General features: G+C 66.4%; 14 protein-coding genes and 1 pseudogene. 11 read left to right on the top strand and 4 right to left on the bottom strand.

Annotated features, from left to right (window positions below; all coding sequences use genetic code 11):
- Positions 1 to 107: 107 nt before the first annotated feature.
- The 3 genes from CFB81_RS04410 to CFB81_RS04400 form a co-directional block, all read right to left on the bottom strand.
- Positions 108 to 965 (bottom strand): carbohydrate ABC transporter permease, encoded by an 858-nt coding sequence (locus CFB81_RS04410; RefSeq protein ID WP_011544828.1) that lies wholly within the window; start codon positions 963 to 965, stop codon positions 108 to 110.
- Positions 955 to 1,893, bottom strand: a complete 939-nt coding sequence (locus CFB81_RS04405; protein ID WP_069621130.1) for a carbohydrate ABC transporter permease — start codon at positions 1,891 to 1,893, stop codon at positions 955 to 957. Before CFB81_RS04405 ends, CFB81_RS04410 begins: the two co-directional genes overlap by 11 nt.
- Positions 1,894 to 2,031: 138 nt before the next feature.
- Positions 2,032 to 3,279 (bottom strand): ABC transporter substrate-binding protein, encoded by a 1,248-nt coding sequence (locus CFB81_RS04400; protein ID WP_006491170.1) that lies wholly within the window; start codon positions 3,277 to 3,279, stop codon positions 2,032 to 2,034.
- A 431-nt stretch (positions 3,280 to 3,710) separates the two neighbouring features.
- Here CFB81_RS04400 and zwf point away from each other — a divergent pair, with 431 nt between their 5' ends.
- From zwf to CFB81_RS04375, 5 genes and pseudogenes are all read left to right on the top strand, one after another.
- On the top strand, positions 3,711 to 5,180 hold the full coding sequence (gene zwf / locus CFB81_RS04395; protein WP_069621131.1) for a glucose-6-phosphate dehydrogenase: 1,470 nt from the start codon (positions 3,711 to 3,713) through the stop codon (positions 5,178 to 5,180).
- 88 nt (positions 5,181 to 5,268) lie between these two features.
- Complete coding sequence (pgl, locus tag CFB81_RS04390) at positions 5,269 to 5,949, top strand: 6-phosphogluconolactonase (RefSeq protein ID WP_069621132.1); 681 nt, start codon at positions 5,269 to 5,271, stop codon at positions 5,947 to 5,949.
- Entirely contained in the window at positions 5,927 to 7,855 is a 1,929-nt protein-coding gene (locus tag CFB81_RS04385; protein ID WP_069621133.1) for a bifunctional transcriptional regulator/glucokinase, read from the top strand. The genes pgl and CFB81_RS04385 overlap by 23 nt, the downstream gene beginning before the upstream one ends.
- A 570-nt stretch (positions 7,856 to 8,425) precedes the next feature.
- Positions 8,426 to 8,856 (top strand): annotated as a pseudogene (locus tag CFB81_RS04380) (STM2901 family protein).
- A complete protein-coding gene (locus tag CFB81_RS04375; protein WP_089434679.1) occupies positions 8,856 to 9,212 on the top strand; it encodes a DUF1493 family protein in 357 nt (118 codons plus the stop codon). Before CFB81_RS04380 ends, CFB81_RS04375 begins: the two are co-directional and overlap by 1 nt.
- Positions 9,213 to 9,501: 289 nt before the next feature.
- Here the strand turns inward: CFB81_RS04375 and CFB81_RS04370 are convergent, their stop codons facing one another.
- The gene (locus CFB81_RS04370; RefSeq protein ID WP_069621136.1) at positions 9,502 to 10,719 is read right to left on the bottom strand and encodes a Bcr/CflA family multidrug efflux MFS transporter; all 1,218 of its coding nucleotides are present in this window, start codon (positions 10,717 to 10,719) and stop codon (positions 9,502 to 9,504) included.
- A 249-nt stretch (positions 10,720 to 10,968) separates the two neighbouring features.
- Between CFB81_RS04370 and CFB81_RS04365 the strand changes: the two genes are divergently transcribed.
- The 6 genes from CFB81_RS04365 to ribBA all read left to right on the top strand — a co-directional run bounded on the left by CFB81_RS04365 (position 10,969) and on the right by ribBA (position 16,752).
- On the top strand, positions 10,969 to 11,421 hold the full coding sequence (locus CFB81_RS04365) for a hypothetical protein (RefSeq protein WP_012328082.1): 453 nt from the start codon (positions 10,969 to 10,971) through the stop codon (positions 11,419 to 11,421).
- Between the two features lie 179 nt (positions 11,422 to 11,600).
- On the top strand, positions 11,601 to 12,884 hold the full coding sequence (gene hemL / locus CFB81_RS04360; RefSeq protein WP_089434678.1) for a glutamate-1-semialdehyde 2,1-aminomutase: 1,284 nt from the start codon (positions 11,601 to 11,603) through the stop codon (positions 12,882 to 12,884).
- A gap of 15 nt (positions 12,885 to 12,899) precedes the next feature.
- Positions 12,900 to 14,021 (top strand): bifunctional diaminohydroxyphosphoribosylaminopyrimidine deaminase/5-amino-6-(5-phosphoribosylamino)uracil reductase RibD, encoded by a 1,122-nt coding sequence (ribD, locus tag CFB81_RS04355; protein ID WP_089434677.1) that lies wholly within the window; start codon positions 12,900 to 12,902, stop codon positions 14,019 to 14,021.
- Between the two features lie 14 nt (positions 14,022 to 14,035).
- Positions 14,036 to 14,665, top strand: coding sequence for a riboflavin synthase (locus CFB81_RS04350; protein ID WP_089434676.1), 630 nt, complete (start codon positions 14,036 to 14,038; stop codon positions 14,663 to 14,665).
- A gap of 268 nt (positions 14,666 to 14,933) precedes the next feature.
- Complete coding sequence (locus tag CFB81_RS04345; RefSeq protein WP_069621140.1) at positions 14,934 to 15,452, top strand: DUF1993 family protein; 519 nt, start codon at positions 14,934 to 14,936, stop codon at positions 15,450 to 15,452.
- A gap of 157 nt (positions 15,453 to 15,609) precedes the next feature.
- Positions 15,610 to 16,752: a bifunctional 3,4-dihydroxy-2-butanone-4-phosphate synthase/GTP cyclohydrolase II gene (gene ribBA / locus CFB81_RS04340; RefSeq protein ID WP_069621141.1), complete on the top strand. Its 1,143-nt coding sequence runs from the start codon at positions 15,610 to 15,612 to the stop codon at positions 16,750 to 16,752.
- Positions 16,753 to 16,776: the final 24 nt, after the last annotated feature.

The following is a 16,776-nucleotide window of genomic DNA, read 5'->3' as shown; positions in this document are numbered from 1 at the left end:
GAATCCTCTGTCTCGTCTCGCGCGGCGCGCTCGGGCGCCGCGTCGGGTTCGTTTCGATGCGCCGCGCGTGGTGCGCGGCCGGTTCGTCGTATCGGATGAAGCCGCGCCTACCCCTTCACCGCGCCCGCCGTCAGCCCGCGCACGAAGTAGCGGCCGGCGACGATGTAGACGAGCAGCGTCGGCAGCGCGGCGATGATCGCGCCGGCCATGTCGACGTTGTATTCCTTCACGCCCGTCGACGTGTTAACGAGGTTGTTCAGCGCGACCGTGATCGGCATCGAGTCGACGCCGGAGAACACGATCCCGAACAGGAAGTCGTTCCAGATTTGCGTGAATTGCCAGATAAGGCACACCATGAAGATCGGCAGCGACACCGGCAGCAGGATCTTCGTGAAGATCGTGAAGAAGCCGGCGCCGTCGATGCGCGCGGCCTTCACGAGTTCGGCCGGCACGCTCACGTAGAAGTTGCGGAAGAACATCGTCGTGAACGCGATCCCGTACACGACGTGCACGAACACGAGGCCCGGAATCGTGTTCGCGAGACCGAGCATCCCCTGCAGGCGCGCCATCGGCAGCAGGATCACCTGGAACGGGATGAAGCAGCCGACCAGCATCATCGTGAACAGCGCGTCGGCGCCGCGAAAGCGCCAGTGGGTGAGCACGTAGCCGTTGAACGCGCCGATCAGCGACGAGATCAGCACGGCAGGGATCACCATCTGCAGCGAGTTCAGGAAGAACGGCTTCATCCCGTCGCAGCGCACGCCGGTACAGGCGCCGCTCCATGCCTTCACCCACGGGTCGACGGTCCACGTGGTGGGCGGCGTCAGCAGGTTGCCGGTGCGCAGCTGGTCGAGGTCCTTGAACGACGTCGACAGCATCACGTAGATCGGGAACAGGAAATACAGCGCGAACAGGATCAGTGCCGCATAGATCACTGCCCGGCTGATCGTCATCTTAGGCTGCATTGCGGGTGCTCCTCGATTCCATATACATCAGCGGCACCAGCACCGCGACCACGGTCGCGAGCATCATCACCGAGGACGCCGCGCCGAGCCCGAGCTGGCCGCGGTTGAACGAAAACGTGTACATGAACATGGCCGGCAGCGACGACGACGTGCCCGGGCCGCCCGCCGTCAGCGCGACGACGAGGTCGAAGGTCTTGATCGTGATGTGGCAGAGGATCAGCAGCACCGAGAAGAACACCGGGCGCATGCTCGGGATCACGATCTTGCGGTAGATGGTCGGCAGCGTCGCGCCGTCGACCTGAGCGGCCTTGAAGATCTCGCCGTCGACGCCGCGCAGCCCCGCGAGGAACAGCGCCATCACGAAGCCGGTCGACTGCCACACGGCCGCGATCACCACGCAGAAGATCGCCTTGTCCGGATCGTCGAGCCAGCCGAACGAGAAGCTCGTCCAGCCCCAGTCGTGCATCACCTTCTCGAGGCCGAGGCCCGGGTTCAGGATCCACTGCCATGCGGTGCCGGTCACGATGAACGACAGCGCCATCGGGTACAGGAAGATCGCGCGCAGCGCGCCTTCGTTGCGGATCCGCTGGTCGAGCAGGATCGCGAGGAACAGGCCGAGCCCGACGCAGATCGCGATGAACGGGATCCCGAACCACCCGAGGTTCGCGGCGGAGGTCCACCACACGTCGTTCTGGAACAGGTCCGTGTAACGGCCGAAGCCGTCGAATTCGTAGTTGGGCAACAGCCGCGAGCGGGTCAGCGACAGATAGCCGGTAATCAGGATGAAGCCGTAGATGAACACCACGGCGATCGCGACGCTCGGCGCGAGCACGAGCTTCGGGATCCAGCGATCGGCGAAGGCCGACATCGGCGACGCACGCCGTGCGGCGGCAGCGCCGGATCCGTTTCCGCTAAGAGGGGCAGCCACTTGATTCGACTCCTGGAACGAGGGCGACGCAGGCCGGGCCGGCGCCGGGTACGGCACGGGCCCGCGGGCGAGCCCGTTTGCTGCACATGCAAAAACGCCCGGCCGACGAAGCGTTTCCGGCCGGGCGCCTGGCGCGCGTTACTTGACCTTCGCGGCCTTCGCGAGCGCGGCGACCGCGCTCTTCGAATCCTGCTGCGAGTTCATGAACTTCGTCACGACGTCCGTGATCGCACCGGCGGTCGCGTCGCCTTGCGCCATGCCGTGCGCGAGCGACGGCACGAAGCCGCCCGACTTGATCGCGGTCTGCTCGTCGGCGTACGACTTCTTCGCGCAATCGTCGAACTTGTCCATCTTCACGCCGAGACGGACCGGCACCGAACCCTTCAGCAGGCTGAACTGCTCCTGGAAGTCCGGCGTCATGATCGTCTTCGCGAGCGCGAGCTGGCCCGGCGTCGCGTTCTTCTCGCCCTTCTGCTGGAAGAACACGAACGAGTCGACGTTGAACGTGTACGAATTCGCGGTGCCCGGCACCGGCGCGCACACGTAGTCCTTGCCCGCCTTCTTGCCGGCGTTCTCGAACTCGCCCTTCGCCCAGTCGCCCATGAACTGCATGCCGGCCTTGCCGTTGATGACCATCGCGGTCGCGAGGTTCCAGTCGCGGCCGTTACGGCCGGTGTCGAAGTAGCCCTGGATCTTGCGCACCGTGTCGAACACCGACAGCATCTGCGGCGACGTCAGCGTCGCCTGGTCGAGGTCGACCAGCGCCTTCTTGTAGAACGCCGGGCCCTGCGACAGCACGACGTCTTCCCACAACGTCAGGTCCTGCCACGGCTGGCCGCCCATCGCGACCGGCTGGATGCCCGCGGCCTTCAGCTTGTCGGCCACCGCGAAGAATTCCGGCCAGGTGGTCGGCACCTTCGCGCCGACCTTGTCGAGCGCGGCCTTGTTGATGTACAGCCAGTTGACGCGGTGCACCGAGAACGGCGCGGCGACGGTATGGCCCTTGTACTTGATGATCTTGTCGATTTCCGGCGGCAGGTTCTGCTTCCAGTCGCCGGCAGCCGAATCGATGTTGACGAGCACGCCCTGGTCGGCCCAGTCCTGGATCAGCGGGCCCTTGATCTGCGCAGCCGACGGAGAATCGCCGCTGATCACCTTGGTCTTCAGCGCGGTCATCGCCGCGGCGCCGGCGCCGCCCGCGACCGCGAAGTCCTTCCACACGTAGCCCTGCTTCTGCAGGTCGTCCTTCAGCACGCCGACGGCCTTCGACTCGCCGCCCGAGGTCCACCAGTGCAGCACGGTTACGTTCTCGGCTGCCTGCGCCGCCACGGCGCCAGCCATCAGGCCTGCGGCGCAGAGCGCGCCCATGATCGAGCGAACTTTCATTACTTATCTCCTCCAGACTGAATCAACTCGTGAGGTTCCCTGACCGGGAACCGGCTTCTTGATAACGACGGGGAAATCGAGCCGCGGGACGCATGCAGCGTACGGGGCCGATGACCGGCCGGGCTCTTACAGAAAGCGTGAATCGAGATTCAACGGCGTGTCTCCTCTTTGTGTTTCTGGCCCGCCGCGATGATGCGACGCGAGCCCGGGGCCGACGGCGCGCCAACGATGCGCGCCGCCAATGTCCGATAACATTCGGCACAAGGCGTTCCCGAAGGCGAAGCTCGCGCAGTTCATCGACCGCACTTCTTTTTTTCTTCACCCAGGTGCTACCCCTTGCGGCGGATTGTAGTTAAACTACAATTCAGTGTCAAAAATATTTTTATCGCACTACGGATCGCTTCCGAGCACCCCCAACACGGCGGAGACACATGCATACCGATTCCAGCTTTACCTTCGTACTTTTCGGCGGCACCGGCGATTTGTCGATGCGCAAGATCCTGCCCGCGCTGTTCGAAGCGCACCGCGCGAGCATGCTGGCGGCGAGCGGCCGGATCGTCGCCGTGGCGCGACACGAATCGGATCGGGCGGCCTATCTCGAATGGGTCGACACGCACGTGAAGCCGCATGCGGCGAAGGCGGCCGGCAACGCATTCGACGACGCGGCATGGAAGTCGTTTCTCGACCGCATCGAGTACGTGAAGCTCGATCTCGGCCGCGCGGAGGACTACGTCGTGCTGCGCGACGCGATCGCGTCGCTGCCCGGCATCCGCGTGTTCTATCTCGCGACGGGCCCGTCGCTGTTCGTGCCGATCTGCAACGCGCTCGCGTCGGTCGGCCTGAGCGAAGGCTCGCGCATCGTGCTCGAGAAGCCGCTCGGCTACGACCTGAAATCGTCGAACGCGATCAACGACGCGGTCGGCGAGATCTTCGCGGAAGGCCAGATCTACCGGATCGACCACTACCTCGGCAAGGAGCCGGTACAGAACCTGCTCGCGCTGCGCTTCGGCAATGCGCTGTTCGAGCCGCTGTGGCGCCGCGAATGGGTCGAGAGCATCCAGATCACGATCGCCGAGGAGCTCGGCGTCGAGGCGCGCGGCGATTTCTACGACAATACGGGCGCGCTGCGCGACATGGTGCAGAACCACCTGCTGCAGTTGTTGTCGATCGTCGCGATGGAGCCGCCGCACTCGATGGATTCCGACTCGGTGCGCGACGAAAAGCTGCGCGTGCTGCGTGCGCTGAAGCCGGTCGACCCGCGCGACATCGGCAAGGTTGCCGTGCGCGGCCAGTATCATGCGGGCGTGATCAAGGGCGCGCAGGTGCCGGCCTATGCGACCGAGCCGGGCGTGAAGCCCGACAGCCAGACCGAAACCTTCGTCGCGCTGAAAGTCGAGATCGAGAACTGGCGCTGGGCCGGCGTGCCGTTCTTCCTGCGCACCGGCAAGCGTCTGGCCGATCGCGTCGCGGAGATCGTCGTCAACTTCCGCCCGGTGCCACACTCGGCGCTTGGGGCCTCCGCGCTGCGCGCCGGTGCGAATCGTCTCGTGATCCGGCTGCAGCCGAACGAGACGATCCGCCTGTACTGTCTCGCGAAGCAGCCGGGCGAAGGGATGAATCTCGCGAGCGTGCACCTCGATCTCGCGTTCGACCAGTTCTTCAAGGAAGGGCAGATGGAGGCGTACCAGCGTCTGCTGCTCGACGTGATCAACGGCCGGCTCGCGCTGTTCGTGCGTCGCGACGAACAGGAAGCCGCATGGCAGTGGGTCGAGCCGATCCTGAACGAATGGGCGCGCACGCTGAAGCCGCCGAAGCCGTATGCGGCGGGCACGTGGGGGCCGGCCGCGTCGAGCGCGATGCTCGCGCAGCACGACACCTGCTGGCTCGAAGAAGAAAACTGATACAAACCGTTGCCGCGTACGCCACCGTACGCGGCAACGTGCGTCACGATTCGTACGATTTGAACAGACAAAGCAGTCCGGAGGAGATGTGATCGAGATCCACGCTTTCGACACCCAGGAAGCGCAAAGCGAAGCGCTCGCGCGCGCCGTCGGCGATGCGCTGCGCGCGGCGCTCGCCCGCCCCGCGCGGCCGACGCTCGCGGTGTCCGGCGGCACCAGCCCGCGCCCGTTCCTGCACACGCTGTCGCACGCGGCGCTCGACTGGGCCGGCGTCGACGTCACGCTGGTCGACGACCGCTGGGTACCGGACGACGACGCGGCCAGCAACGCGCAGCTCGTGCGCGACACGCTGCTGCAACACGCGGCGGCCCCTGCCCGCTTCCTGCCGCTCGTCGACACGCGCACCACGCTCGACGCGCACGTCGCCGCGCTCAACGCGAACGCCGACTACCGCGTGCCGACCGTCGCCGTGCTCGGCATGGGCGAGGACGGCCACACCGCGTCGATCTTCGCCGACGCGCCCGAATGGGACCACGCGATCACGACGCCCGAGCGGTTCGTCGCCGTGCATCCGGGCGCCGCGCCCCATGCACGCGTGAGCTATTCGCTCGATGCGCTGAAGCGCGTCGACCGGCTGTTCCTGCTGATCGCGGGCGCCCGCAAACGCGACGTGCTCGACGCCGCGGCCGCGTCGCTGCAGAAGAACGCGATTTCCCAACTGGCCAACGACAAGGGGACCCAGCTCGATGTCTACTGGTGCGCAAAGTAAGGCGGTCGTCGCGGGTCAGCATGCCGACGGCCCGCGCCTGCTCGCGGACGTCGGCGGCACCAACGCGCGCTTCGCGCTGGAAACCGGGCCGGGCGAGATCACGCAGATCCGCGTGTATCCCGGCGCCGACTATCCGACGATCACCGACGCGATCCGCAAGTATCTGAAGGACGTGAAGATCAGCCGCGTGAACCACGCGGCGATCGCGATCGCAAACCCGGTCGACGGCGACCAGGTCACGATGACCAATCACGACTGGAGCTTCTCGATCGAGGCAACGCGCCGCGCGCTCGGCTTCGACACGCTGCTGGTCGTCAACGACTTCACCGCGCTCGCGATGGCGCTGCCGGGCCTGACCGATGCGCAGCGCGTACAGGTGGGCGGCGGCGCGCGCCGCCAGAACAGCGTGATCGGTCTGCTCGGGCCCGGTACAGGGCTCGGCGTGTCGGGCCTGATCCCGGCCGACGACCGCTGGATCGCGCTCGGCAGCGAAGGCGGTCACGCATCGTTCGCGCCGCAGGACGAGCGCGAGGATCTGGTGCTGCAGTATGCGCGCAAGAAGTTTCCGCACGTGTCGTTCGAGCGCGTGTGCGCGGGCCCGGGCATGGAGATCATCTATCGTGCGCTCGCCGCGCGCGACAAGAAGCGGGTGGCCGCGTCCGTCGACACGGTCGAGATCGTCGAGCGCGCGCATGCGGGCGACGCGCTCGCGCTCGAGACGGTCGAATGCTTCTGCGGGATTCTCGGCGCGTTCGCCGGCAGCGTCGCGCTCACGCTCGGCGCGCTCGGCGGCGTGTACATCGGCGGCGGCGTCGCGCTGAAGCTCGGCGAACTGTTCACGCGCTCGTCGTTCCGCGCGCGCTTCGAGGCGAAGGGCCGCTTCACGCACTATCTCGAGAACATCCCGACCTACCTGATCACCGCCGAATACCCGGCGTTCCTCGGCGTATCGGCGATTCTCGCGGAACAGTTGTCGAACCGTTCCGGCGGCGCGTCGTCGGCCGTGTTCGAGCGGATCCGCCAGATGCGCGACGCGCTGACGCCGGCCGAGCGCCGCGTGGCCGATCTCGCGCTGAACCATCCGCGCTCGATCATCAACGACCCGATCGTCGACATCGCGCGCAAGGCCGACGTGAGCCAGCCGACGGTGATCCGCTTCTGCCGCTCGCTCGGCTGCCAGGGGTTGTCGGATTTCAAGCTGAAGCTCGCGACCGGCCTCACCGGCACGATCCCGATGAGCCACAGCCAGGTGCATCTCGGCGATACGGCCACCGACTTCGGCGCGAAAGTGCTCGACAACACGGTGTCCGCGATCCTGCAGCTGCGCGAGCACCTGAATTTCGAGCACGTCGAGAACGCGATCGAGATCCTGAACGGCGCGCGTCGCATCGAGTTCTACGGGCTCGGCAACTCGAACATCGTCGCGCAGGATGCGCACTACAAGTTCTTCCGCTTCGGGATCCCGACGATCGCGTACGGCGACCTGTACATGCAGGCCGCGTCGGCCGCGCTGCTCGGCAAGGGCGACGTGATCGTCGCGGTGTCGAAGTCGGGACGCGCGCCCGAGCTGCTGCGCGTGCTCGAGGTCGCGATGCAGGCCGGCGCGAAGGTGATCGCGATCACGTCGAGCAACACGCCGCTCGCGAAGCGCGCGACCGTCGCGCTCGAGACCGATCACATCGAGATGCGCGAGTCGCAGCTGTCGATGATCTCGCGGGTCCTGCATCTGCTGATGATCGACATTCTCGCGGTCGGCGTCGCGATTCGTCGCGCGTCGACCAACGGCGAATTGCCGGAGGCCGTCGCGCAGGCGCGCGCGCGGGCGAACGACGACGAAACGGCCGACGTGCTCGACTGGCTGAGCCACGGCGCGTCGCCGGCGGCGAAGGACGTCGCGCGGGACTGACGCTTCGGCGAAACACCGTCGACCCACGACACCCCGAACGCTGGATTCAAGCCCGGCGTTCGGGGTGTTTTGCATGAGCGCCCCCGGAACCACAGCGACTCGGCATGCATCGACGATGCCTTCTGCCGAGGGCTGCGCGTGACGTCATACGTTCGTACACGCTCCCATTTTCGAACAAGTCCAATTGTCAGCAGTTGCCCAGGCTCGGTAACGTCCTTCACTCCGCGTGATGCCGCCATCCCGGTCCGACGCGAGAAATGACACGTTTCTCACAGAACCCCGATTGGCACCGACAGCATCACGTTCATCCAGTTTGCGGAGAGGGATATGCCTAGACCACGTTTTTCAGCCGCATGGGCAGCAGCAATGCGCATTTACGCGCCGATAAATTCCGCGGAGCAAGTTGCGCTAACGATTGGGGCCAACGTGGCCACCAATATCCAGCGATGGGACAAAGCAGAAGGGATCAAATTCCCGCCTTCGCTGGGAGCCAGTACCCTGGACGGTAGGCAGGGGATCGTTCTCTTCGAGGTATCAGCCTCGTCGATAGCCTGAGAGAGGAATACTATAATGAACAATACGTATACCTTGGTACACATCGAGATCTCACGCCGATGGAGCTGTTTTTTCTCGTCTTTATCGATGAGACATGCAAGGAGCTTGGTGTTGACGATGTAGCAGCAGTGGTTGCGATTGTGGCCGGTCAAAATTGGATGCCAACACGAGCGAAGCCCTTTGGTACCACGCCGGGTACTTCTGTTGCGTCGATATTGAGTCGCAAGTATCTGGACTACGATTTGAAGAAGAAGATCCTCCCAACGCTGACCAATGCCAGCGTCAAGCGCTTGAAGTTCATTCTGGTAAGAAACATTGGGGGTTTCGTTGGGCGCGCGGTTCCTGTCGTTGGCTGGGTCATTGCTGCCAAGGATGTCACGACGATCAGCATTCGTTCCGTGTCGCGCTATAACGCGCTTGTTAAGCCTGAAGACAAGGTATTCTGATGAGCCAGTTCACATGGAATGAGTTTGAAGATTTTGTGAGAAGGGAGGCCGGCGTTAGTCCCAAGAAAATTCTCACAAAAAATCATGCCATCGAGGGTGATTTGGATATCACTGGCGACGATGCGGTCGAGTTCATGGAGCGCTTCTTCGATAAATTTCCGGTGCAAGTTGGAGATTTTGAGTTCAATCGCTACTTCTCGGGAGAGGGCTTTAGCTTGATTGAAGTGGCGCGGATAGTCTTCTCCAGAAAACACCGAAAAAAGTATGACAAAGTGCCACTGACTCTAGGCATGCTCTATCAGGCTATTTTGGATGGAGAGTGGAACAATCAGCGTTTGGAAAGCCTGCCACGCTGATTGCACCTCGCCAAATAGACCAGTTTATTGTTTAGGCGATGCGTCGGATCCGTGCATACCTCTGGAGTCCGCCATGAGACAAAATCCGCTGCTCCGTGTGTGTCGTGCCCCACCCGAAGCGCAGCTATCGACTCGACAATCGCTCGTCAGACCGTTCCAAGTGATGCGGACGCGGAAATGACCCGCGTCGCCGGCTGACCGGGTTACATCGGCATGGTGTTCGCTCGGGTTGCCGGTTGCGCGAATATCGTCGACATACTCGCGCCCTCCGCCAGTTCCGCCGCGCCGCTCAGGCGCCCGCCTTCACCGGCCGTCCATGCCAGCGCAGCACCAGATAGCGCCCGACGAAGCACAGCACGCCGGTAACGCCGATCGTCACGCCCATCGCGAACGGCGTGCCGTCCGCGAGTGCGCCGATCGCGACGCTCGCGAGCGCGCCGAGCGCGAGCTGCATCGCGCCGAACACGGCCGCCGACGCGCCCGCGTTGTGCGGATAGCGGTGCATCAGGTCGGTCGTGCAGTTCGCGGACAGGATCCCGACCACGCCGACGACGAAGAACAGGCACACGACGATCGACCACAGCCCGCCCAACCCCGTCAGCGCGACGAACGCGACCGCGAGCGACGCGATGCAGCTCACGAGCGACGCGGCCGAGATGATGCGCAGCGAGCCGATGCGGCCGACGAGCCGCGTGTTCGCGAAGTTGCCGATCATGATCCCGACGACGTTCAGGCCGAACAGCAGCCCGTAGTGCTGCGGCGACACGTGGAAATACTCGATGTACACGAACGGCGTCGCGGTGATGTACGAGAACATCGACGCGAACGCCATCCCGCCGCACAGCATGTGCCCCCATGCGACGGGGTCGGACAGGATGCGCCCGTACGATGCGAACGACGCGAGTACGGCCGCGCTCTTGCGCCGCTCCTTCGGCCAGGTTTCGGGCACGCGCAGGTACGCGGTCGTCGCGCATATCGCGCCGAACACGGCCAACACGACGAACACGCCGCGCCAGCCGGAGAAACGCAGGATCTGGCCGCCGATCAGCGGCGCGAGCAGCGGCCCGACCGCGGTGACGATCGCGACCATCGACAGCACCTTCGCCGCGTCGCTCGGCTCGTGCGCATCGCGCGCGATCGCCCGCGCGAGCACCGACGCGGCGCCGGCGCCGAGCGCCTGCAAAAAGCGCACGACGATCAGCATGTCGATCGAGCCCGACACGAAGCAGCCGATGCTCGCGAGCGTGAACAGCGCGATCCCGCCGAGCAGCACGGGACGGCGGCCCCACGTGTCGGACAGCGGGCCGTACAGCAGCATCCCGATCGAGAAGCCGGCCATGAAGCTCGTCAGCGTGCGTTGCGCGGCGCCGGGGCTGACGGAGAAGCCGGCGGCGATCGACGGCAGGCTGGGCAGGTACATGTCGGTGGCGATCGGCCCGCAGGCCGCGAGCGCGCCGAGCAACAGGATCAGCCGGGCATCGGGCCGGCGCCGGACGACGTGAGACATGGGTATCCGGAATGGGAGCCCGCGCGCATCGAAGCGCGCGTGACGGTGAAGACGGGAGGCCGCGCCGCAAGCGGCGCGCTCAGGTCCATGATTGTACGCGCAACTTTTTTGCCTGCCTCGAGCCCGGTGCGGCGGCGGACGGAGATACGCCCACACTCGCCATGAGCCGAACGAGCGCGCCGGCCGATTCGATTAAGCTTGCTGCTGCTCGCCCCTCTTGTCTGATCAATTCGACGCACGACCGAACCGATGACCGCTTTCCTGCTGATCTGGAGCCCCAAGAAATGGCCATGGCCCGAGTTGCCCGACGTCGCCGCGCGCGTGAAGGCCGGCGAGGCCGTGCATGACGTGTGGGGCTGCGGCTTCGCGCGCGGCATCCTGCCGGGCGACCGCGTGTTCCTGCACCGCGTCGCGAAGGAACCGAAGGGCGTGTTCGGCTCCGGCTATGTGACGCGCGCGCCGTACGAGGTGCCCGATCCGTCGACCAAGCGCGGCTACCGGCTGTGCATCGACTTCGTGTACGACTGGCTCGTCGACGCGCATCAGGATGTCGTGATTCCGCGTGATGCGCTGCGTGTGCATCCGTACTCGGTGCAGACGTGGGACGCGCAGAGTTCCGGCACGTCGATCAAGCCGATGGTCGAAGGTCCGCTCGAAAAGCGCTGGGCCGAGCTGACGGGCAAGCGCAAGCCGCCGCGATAAGCGAAAACCGGGGCGAATCGGGGCCGCCTTCCGCTCGGCCCTCCCCGTCGCGCGCCGAAAGGCCGCAGACCGCCCGGCGGGCTTGGCGCGCGCGTCTCCGGTACAATCAGACGATCGTTCCGCCCAGGCGCCGCGGCCCGTGCACTGGCCCCCGCGCCCTTCTCTCGCAGGTTTCGCTCATGTCCAACAATCAGATCCTCTTCGAACGCGCCCAGAAGACCATTCCCGGCGGCGTCAACTCGCCGGTGCGTGCGTTCCGCTCGGTCGGCGGCACGCCGCGTTTCGTCGCGCGCGCGCAAGGCCCGTATTTCTGGGATGCCGACGGCAAGCAGTACATCGACTACATCGGCTCGTGGGGCCCGATGATCGTCGGCCACGTCCATCCGGACGTGCTGTCGGCCGTGCAGAACGTGCTCGCCGACGGCTTCTCGTTCGGCGCGCCGACCGAAGCCGAGATCGAGATCGCCGAGGAAATCTGCAAGCTCGTACCGTCGATCGAACAGGTGCGGATGGTGTCGAGCGGCACCGAGGCCACGATGAGCGCGCTGCGTCTCGCGCGCGGCTTCACGGGCCGCAGCCGCATCGTGAAGTTCGAGGGCTGCTACCACGGCCACGCGGACAGCCTGCTGGTCAAGGCCGGCTCGGGCCTGCTGACGTTCGGCAATCCGACGTCGGCCGGCGTGCCCGCCGACATCGCGAAGCACACGACCGTCCTCGAATACAACAACGTCGCCGCGCTGGAAGAGGCGTTCGGCGCGTTCGGCGACGAGATCGCCGCGGTGATCGTCGAGCCGGTCGCCGGCAACATGAACCTCGTGCGCGGCACGCCCGAATTCCTGAACGCGCTGCGCGCGCTGTGCACGAAGCATGGCGCCGTGCTGATCTTCGACGAGGTGATGTGCGGGTTCCGCGTCGCGCTCGGCGGCGCGCAGGCGCACTACGGGATCGCGGCCGACCTCACCTGCCTCGGCAAGGTGATCGGCGGCGGGATGCCGGCCGCCGCGTTCGGCGGCCGCCGCGACATCATGGCCCATCTCGCGCCACTCGGCGGCGTGTACCAGGCCGGCACGCTGTCGGGCAACCCGATCGCGGTCGCCGCGGGCCTGAAGACGCTGCAACTGATCCAGGCGCCGGGCTTCTACGACGCGCTCACCGCGCAGACCAAGCGGCTCGCCGACGGCCTCGCGGCCGCAGCGCGCGCGGCCGGCGTGCCGTTCGCGGCCGACTCGATCGGCGCGATGTTCGGCCTGTACTTCGCCGAGCGCGTACCGACCAGCTTCGCGGAAGTCACGAAGAGCGACACCGAGCGCTTCAACCGCTTCTTCCACCTGATGCTCGACGAGGGCGTGTACTTCGCGCCGTCCGCGTACGAAGCCGGCTTCGTGTCGAGCACGCACGACGACGCGGTGATCGACGCGACGCTCGCGGCCGCGCGCCGCGCGTTCGCGGCGCTCGCCGCCTGACCCGGGGGCGCGCGCATGTTCTCGGACACCGATTTCGCCCACATGCAGCGCGCGCTCGCGCTCGCCGCGCGCGGCATGTACACGACCGCGCCGAATCCGCGCGTCGGCTGCGTGATCGTCAAGGACGGCGACGTGATCGGCGAAGGCTTCACGCAGCCGGCCGGCCAGGACCACGCGGAAGTGCAGGCGCTGAAGGACGCACGCTCGCGCGGCTACGACGTCGCGGGCTCGACCGTCTACGTGACGCTCGAACCGTGCAGCCATTTCGGCCGCACGCCGCCGTGCGCGAACGCGCTGATCGACGCGCGCGTCGCGAAGGTCGTCGCGGCGATGGAAGACCCGAATCCGCAGGTGTCGGGCCGCGGCCTCGGGATGCTGCGCGATGCGGGCATCGACGTGCGCTGCGGGCTGCTCGCGCATGAAGCGGGCGAGCTGAACATCGGGTTCGTGTCGCGGATGACGCGCGGCCGGCCGTGGGTGCGGATGAAGACCGCCGCATCGCTCGACGGCCGCACCGCGCTGCCGTCCGGCGAGAGCCAGTGGATCACCGGCGAGGCCGCGCGCCTCGACGGGCACGCATGGCGCGCACGCGCGTGTGCAATCCTCACCGGCATCGGCACCGTGCGCGAGGACAATCCGCTGCTGACCGTGCGCGGCATCGACACGCCGCGCCAGCCGCAACGCATCCTGGTGGACAGCCGCCTCGACCTGCCGCTCGACGCGCGGCTGCTCGAAGGCGCGCCGCTGCTGATCTTCTGCGGCCGGCTCGACGCCGCCGGCGAAGTCCGCGCGAACGTGCTGAAGTCGCGCGGCGCGGAAATCGTGCCGCTCGCGAATGCGCACGGCAAGGTCGACCTGCCCGCGATGCTGGCGGCGCTCGGCGCGCGCGGCGTCAACGAGCTGCACGTCGAGGCCGGCCACAAGCTGAACGGTTCGCTGCTGCGCGAGCACTGCGTCGACGAATTGCTGGTGTATCTGGCGCCGAGCCTGCTGGGCGCCGACGCGGCCGGCATGTTCGATCTCGCCGCGCCGGCCAGCCTCGATGCGCGCACGCGGCTGTCGTTCCACGGTATCGAGCGGATCGGCGACGACCTGCGGATCCTCGCGCGCATCGCGCCGCCCGACGCCTCTCACTGAACGGAATCGTCACGATGTTTACCGGAATTGTCGCGGCCGTCGGCCGCATCGAAACGATCGCCCCGCTCGGCACGTCGGCCGATGCCGGCGTGCGGCTGACCGTGCACGCCGGCGGGCTCGACCTGGCCGATGTCGCGCTTGGCGACAGCATCGCGATCCAGGGCGCGTGCATGACGGTGATCGAAAAGACCGACGCCACGTTCGACGTCGACGTGTCGCGCGAAAGCCTGAACCGGACGGTCGGCCTCGCGCAGCCCGGCGCAGTGAACCTCGAGAAGGCGCTGCGCGCGCACGATCGCCTCGGCGGGCATATCGTGTCGGGTCATGTGGACGGCCTCGGTACCGTCACGCGCTTCGCGCCGGTCGGCGAGTCGCATGAACTGCGGATCGTCGCGCCGCGCGAACTCGGCCGCTATCTCGCGTACAAGGGCTCGATCACGGTGAACGGTGTGAGCCTGACCGTCAATACGGTCGACGACCGCGCGGACGGCTGCGAATTCTCGATCAACCTGATTCCGCATACGGTCGAAGTCACGACGCTGCGTCACGTGAAGACCGGCGACAAGGTCAACCTCGAAGTCGACATGATCGCGCGGTATGTGGAGCGGATGCTGTCGTCGTCGCAGGGCGTGCATCAGGACTGATCGGCCAACTCGGTCCCCTACATGAAATGACGGCTGACGGTTCGGCCCGGCATTGTCCGGGCGTCGCCGCAGCCCTGTCGCTCCACCGGGCGTTGCTCCCTCCCTACTTCGTGCCGGGCCGCCCCGCCGGCCAGCCGACACCTGGCCGAACGGCCAACGACGCGCACGGGTCATGCCATCGCGCTAAGATGCGTCGACAGCGGTTTCCACGCCGCCACGCACGACGCGCCGCGTAGCGGCCGCCCCTCTTCCCATTGGAGTCGTCCCCATGTCCATCTCGATGTACCAGGCTTCGCTGCCCGTCCTGATCCGCGGCCTCACCAACCTGCAACACATCCTCGGCAAAGCGCAGGCGCATGCGGCCGAAAAGCAGATCGATCCGTCGGTGTTCATCGGCGCACGCCTCTACCCGGACATGCTGCCGCTCGTCCGCCAGGTCTATATCGCGACCGACACGGCCAAGGGCTGCGCCGCGCGGCTCGCCGGCGCCGAGATCCCGAGCTACCCGGATGTCGAGCAGACTTTCGACGAGCTGCATGCGCGCATTCAGAAGACGATCGACTACCTGAAGAGCTTCGACGCCGCGCAGATCGACGGCAGCGAGGCGCGCCAGGTCGTGCTGAAGATGCGCGTCGGCCCGATCGAGTTCACCGGCCAGTCGTACCTGCTGAATTTCGTGCTGCCCAATTTCTTCTTCCACGTGACGACCGCGTACGACATCCTGCGCCACAGCGGCGTCGAACTCGGCAAGCTCGATTACCTCGGCGGGCGCAACGAACACGCGTGACGCGCGGCCGGGCCACGCCCGGCCCGCAACCGTCCGCACCCGCGCGCAGGCCGGCCGCGGCGCTTTCCGGCGCCCTCGCCGGCCGCACGCGGCCCGCGCCAGCCGAAACGCCGTCCGGCTGGCGTAAAATACGCACTTTCCTCTTTCTCGCCCCCTTATGACGCTCGCCTCCACGCTCGACATCATCGCCGAGCTGAAAGCCGGCCGGATGGTGATCCTGGTCGACGAAGAAGACCGCGAAAACGAGGGCGACCTCGTGATCGCCGCCGAATTCGTCACGCCGGAAGCGATCAACTTCATGGCCAAGTACGGCCGCGGCCTGATTTGTCTGACGTTGACGCAGGAACGCTGCAAGCAGCTTCACCTGCCGCTGATGACCTATCGCAACGGCACGCAGTACGGCACCGCGTTCACGGTCAGCATCGAAGCGGCCGAAGGCGTGACGACCGGCATCTCGGCCGCCGACCGTGCGCACACGATCGCCACGGCGGTCGCGCACGACGTGCGCCCCGAGCACATCGTGCAGCCGGGCCACGTGTTCCCGATCATGGCGCAGCCGGGCGGCGTACTCGTGCGCGCCGGCCATACCGAGGCCGGCTGCGACTTCACCGCGCTCGCGGGGCTGACCCCGGCCGCGGTGATCTGCGAGGTGATCAAGGACGACGGCACGATGGCGCGCCTGCCCGACCTGCTCGAATTCGCGAAGGAACACAACCTGAAGATCGGCACGATCGCCGACCTGATCCAGTACCGCAGCCGCACCGAATCGATCATCGAGCGGATCGCCGAGCGCACGATGCAAACCGCGCACGGCACGTTCCGCGCGGTGCTGTACCGCGACCAGCCGAGCGGCTCGCCGCACATCGCGCTGGTGCGCGGCACGCCGACGCCCGACGTCGATACGCCGGCGCGCGTGCACGAGCCGCTGTCGGTGCTCGATCTGCTCGAGACGGGCGTGTCGACCCATTCGTGGACGCTCGACGCGGCGATGCGCGAGATCGCGGCGCGCGACCTCGGCGTGATCGTGCTGCTCAACTGCGGCGATACGAAGGAACACCTGATCGACGTCTTCAAGGCGTTCGACGAGGAAGAAAAGGCCGCTGCGCTCAAGCGCCGGCCAGTCGATTTCAAGACGTTCGGCATCGGCGCGCAGATCCTGCGCGATGTCGGCGTCGGCAAGATGCAGGTGCTGTCGAATCCGCGCAAGCTGGGCAGCATGTCCGGCTACGGCCTCGAAGTCACGGGCTTCATTCCGATGCCCGGCGGCGAAGCCACGTCCTGCCCGGCGTCCCACGCGTAACCCGCCACGGCGCTTTCGCCCTAT

Source organism: Burkholderia sp. AU28863, from assembly GCF_002223195.1.
In the GTDB taxonomy this organism is placed as follows: domain Bacteria; phylum Pseudomonadota; class Gammaproteobacteria; order Burkholderiales; family Burkholderiaceae; genus Burkholderia; species Burkholderia sola.
This window is presented reverse-complemented; position numbering and strand designations above follow the sequence as displayed.

Bases quoted from the DNA above. Each gene is read 5' to 3' on its own strand.
- CFB81_RS04410 (WP_011544828.1), bottom strand. From the start codon at position 965: ATGCAGCCTAAGATGACGATCAGCCGGGCAGTGATCTATGCGGCACTG.
- CFB81_RS04400 (WP_006491170.1), bottom strand. From the start codon at position 3,279: ATGAAAGTTCGCTCGATCATGGGCGCGCTCTGCGCCGCAGGCCTGATG.
- zwf (WP_069621131.1), top strand. From the start codon at position 3,711: ATGCATACCGATTCCAGCTTTACCTTCGTACTTTTCGGCGGCACCGGC.
- CFB81_RS04385 (WP_069621133.1), top strand. From the start codon at position 5,927: ATGTCTACTGGTGCGCAAAGTAAGGCGGTCGTCGCGGGTCAGCATGCC.
- CFB81_RS04375 (WP_089434679.1), top strand. From the start codon at position 8,856: ATGAGCCAGTTCACATGGAATGAGTTTGAAGATTTTGTGAGAAGGGAG.
- CFB81_RS04370 (WP_069621136.1), bottom strand. From the start codon at position 10,719: ATGTCTCACGTCGTCCGGCGCCGGCCCGATGCCCGGCTGATCCTGTTG.
- CFB81_RS04365 (WP_012328082.1), top strand. From the start codon at position 10,969: ATGACCGCTTTCCTGCTGATCTGGAGCCCCAAGAAATGGCCATGGCCC.
- hemL (WP_089434678.1), top strand. From the start codon at position 11,601: ATGTCCAACAATCAGATCCTCTTCGAACGCGCCCAGAAGACCATTCCC.
- ribD (WP_089434677.1), top strand. From the start codon at position 12,900: ATGTTCTCGGACACCGATTTCGCCCACATGCAGCGCGCGCTCGCGCTC.
- CFB81_RS04350 (WP_089434676.1), top strand. From the start codon at position 14,036: ATGTTTACCGGAATTGTCGCGGCCGTCGGCCGCATCGAAACGATCGCC.
- CFB81_RS04345 (WP_069621140.1), top strand. From the start codon at position 14,934: ATGTCCATCTCGATGTACCAGGCTTCGCTGCCCGTCCTGATCCGCGGC.
- ribBA (WP_069621141.1), top strand. From the start codon at position 15,610: ATGACGCTCGCCTCCACGCTCGACATCATCGCCGAGCTGAAAGCCGGC.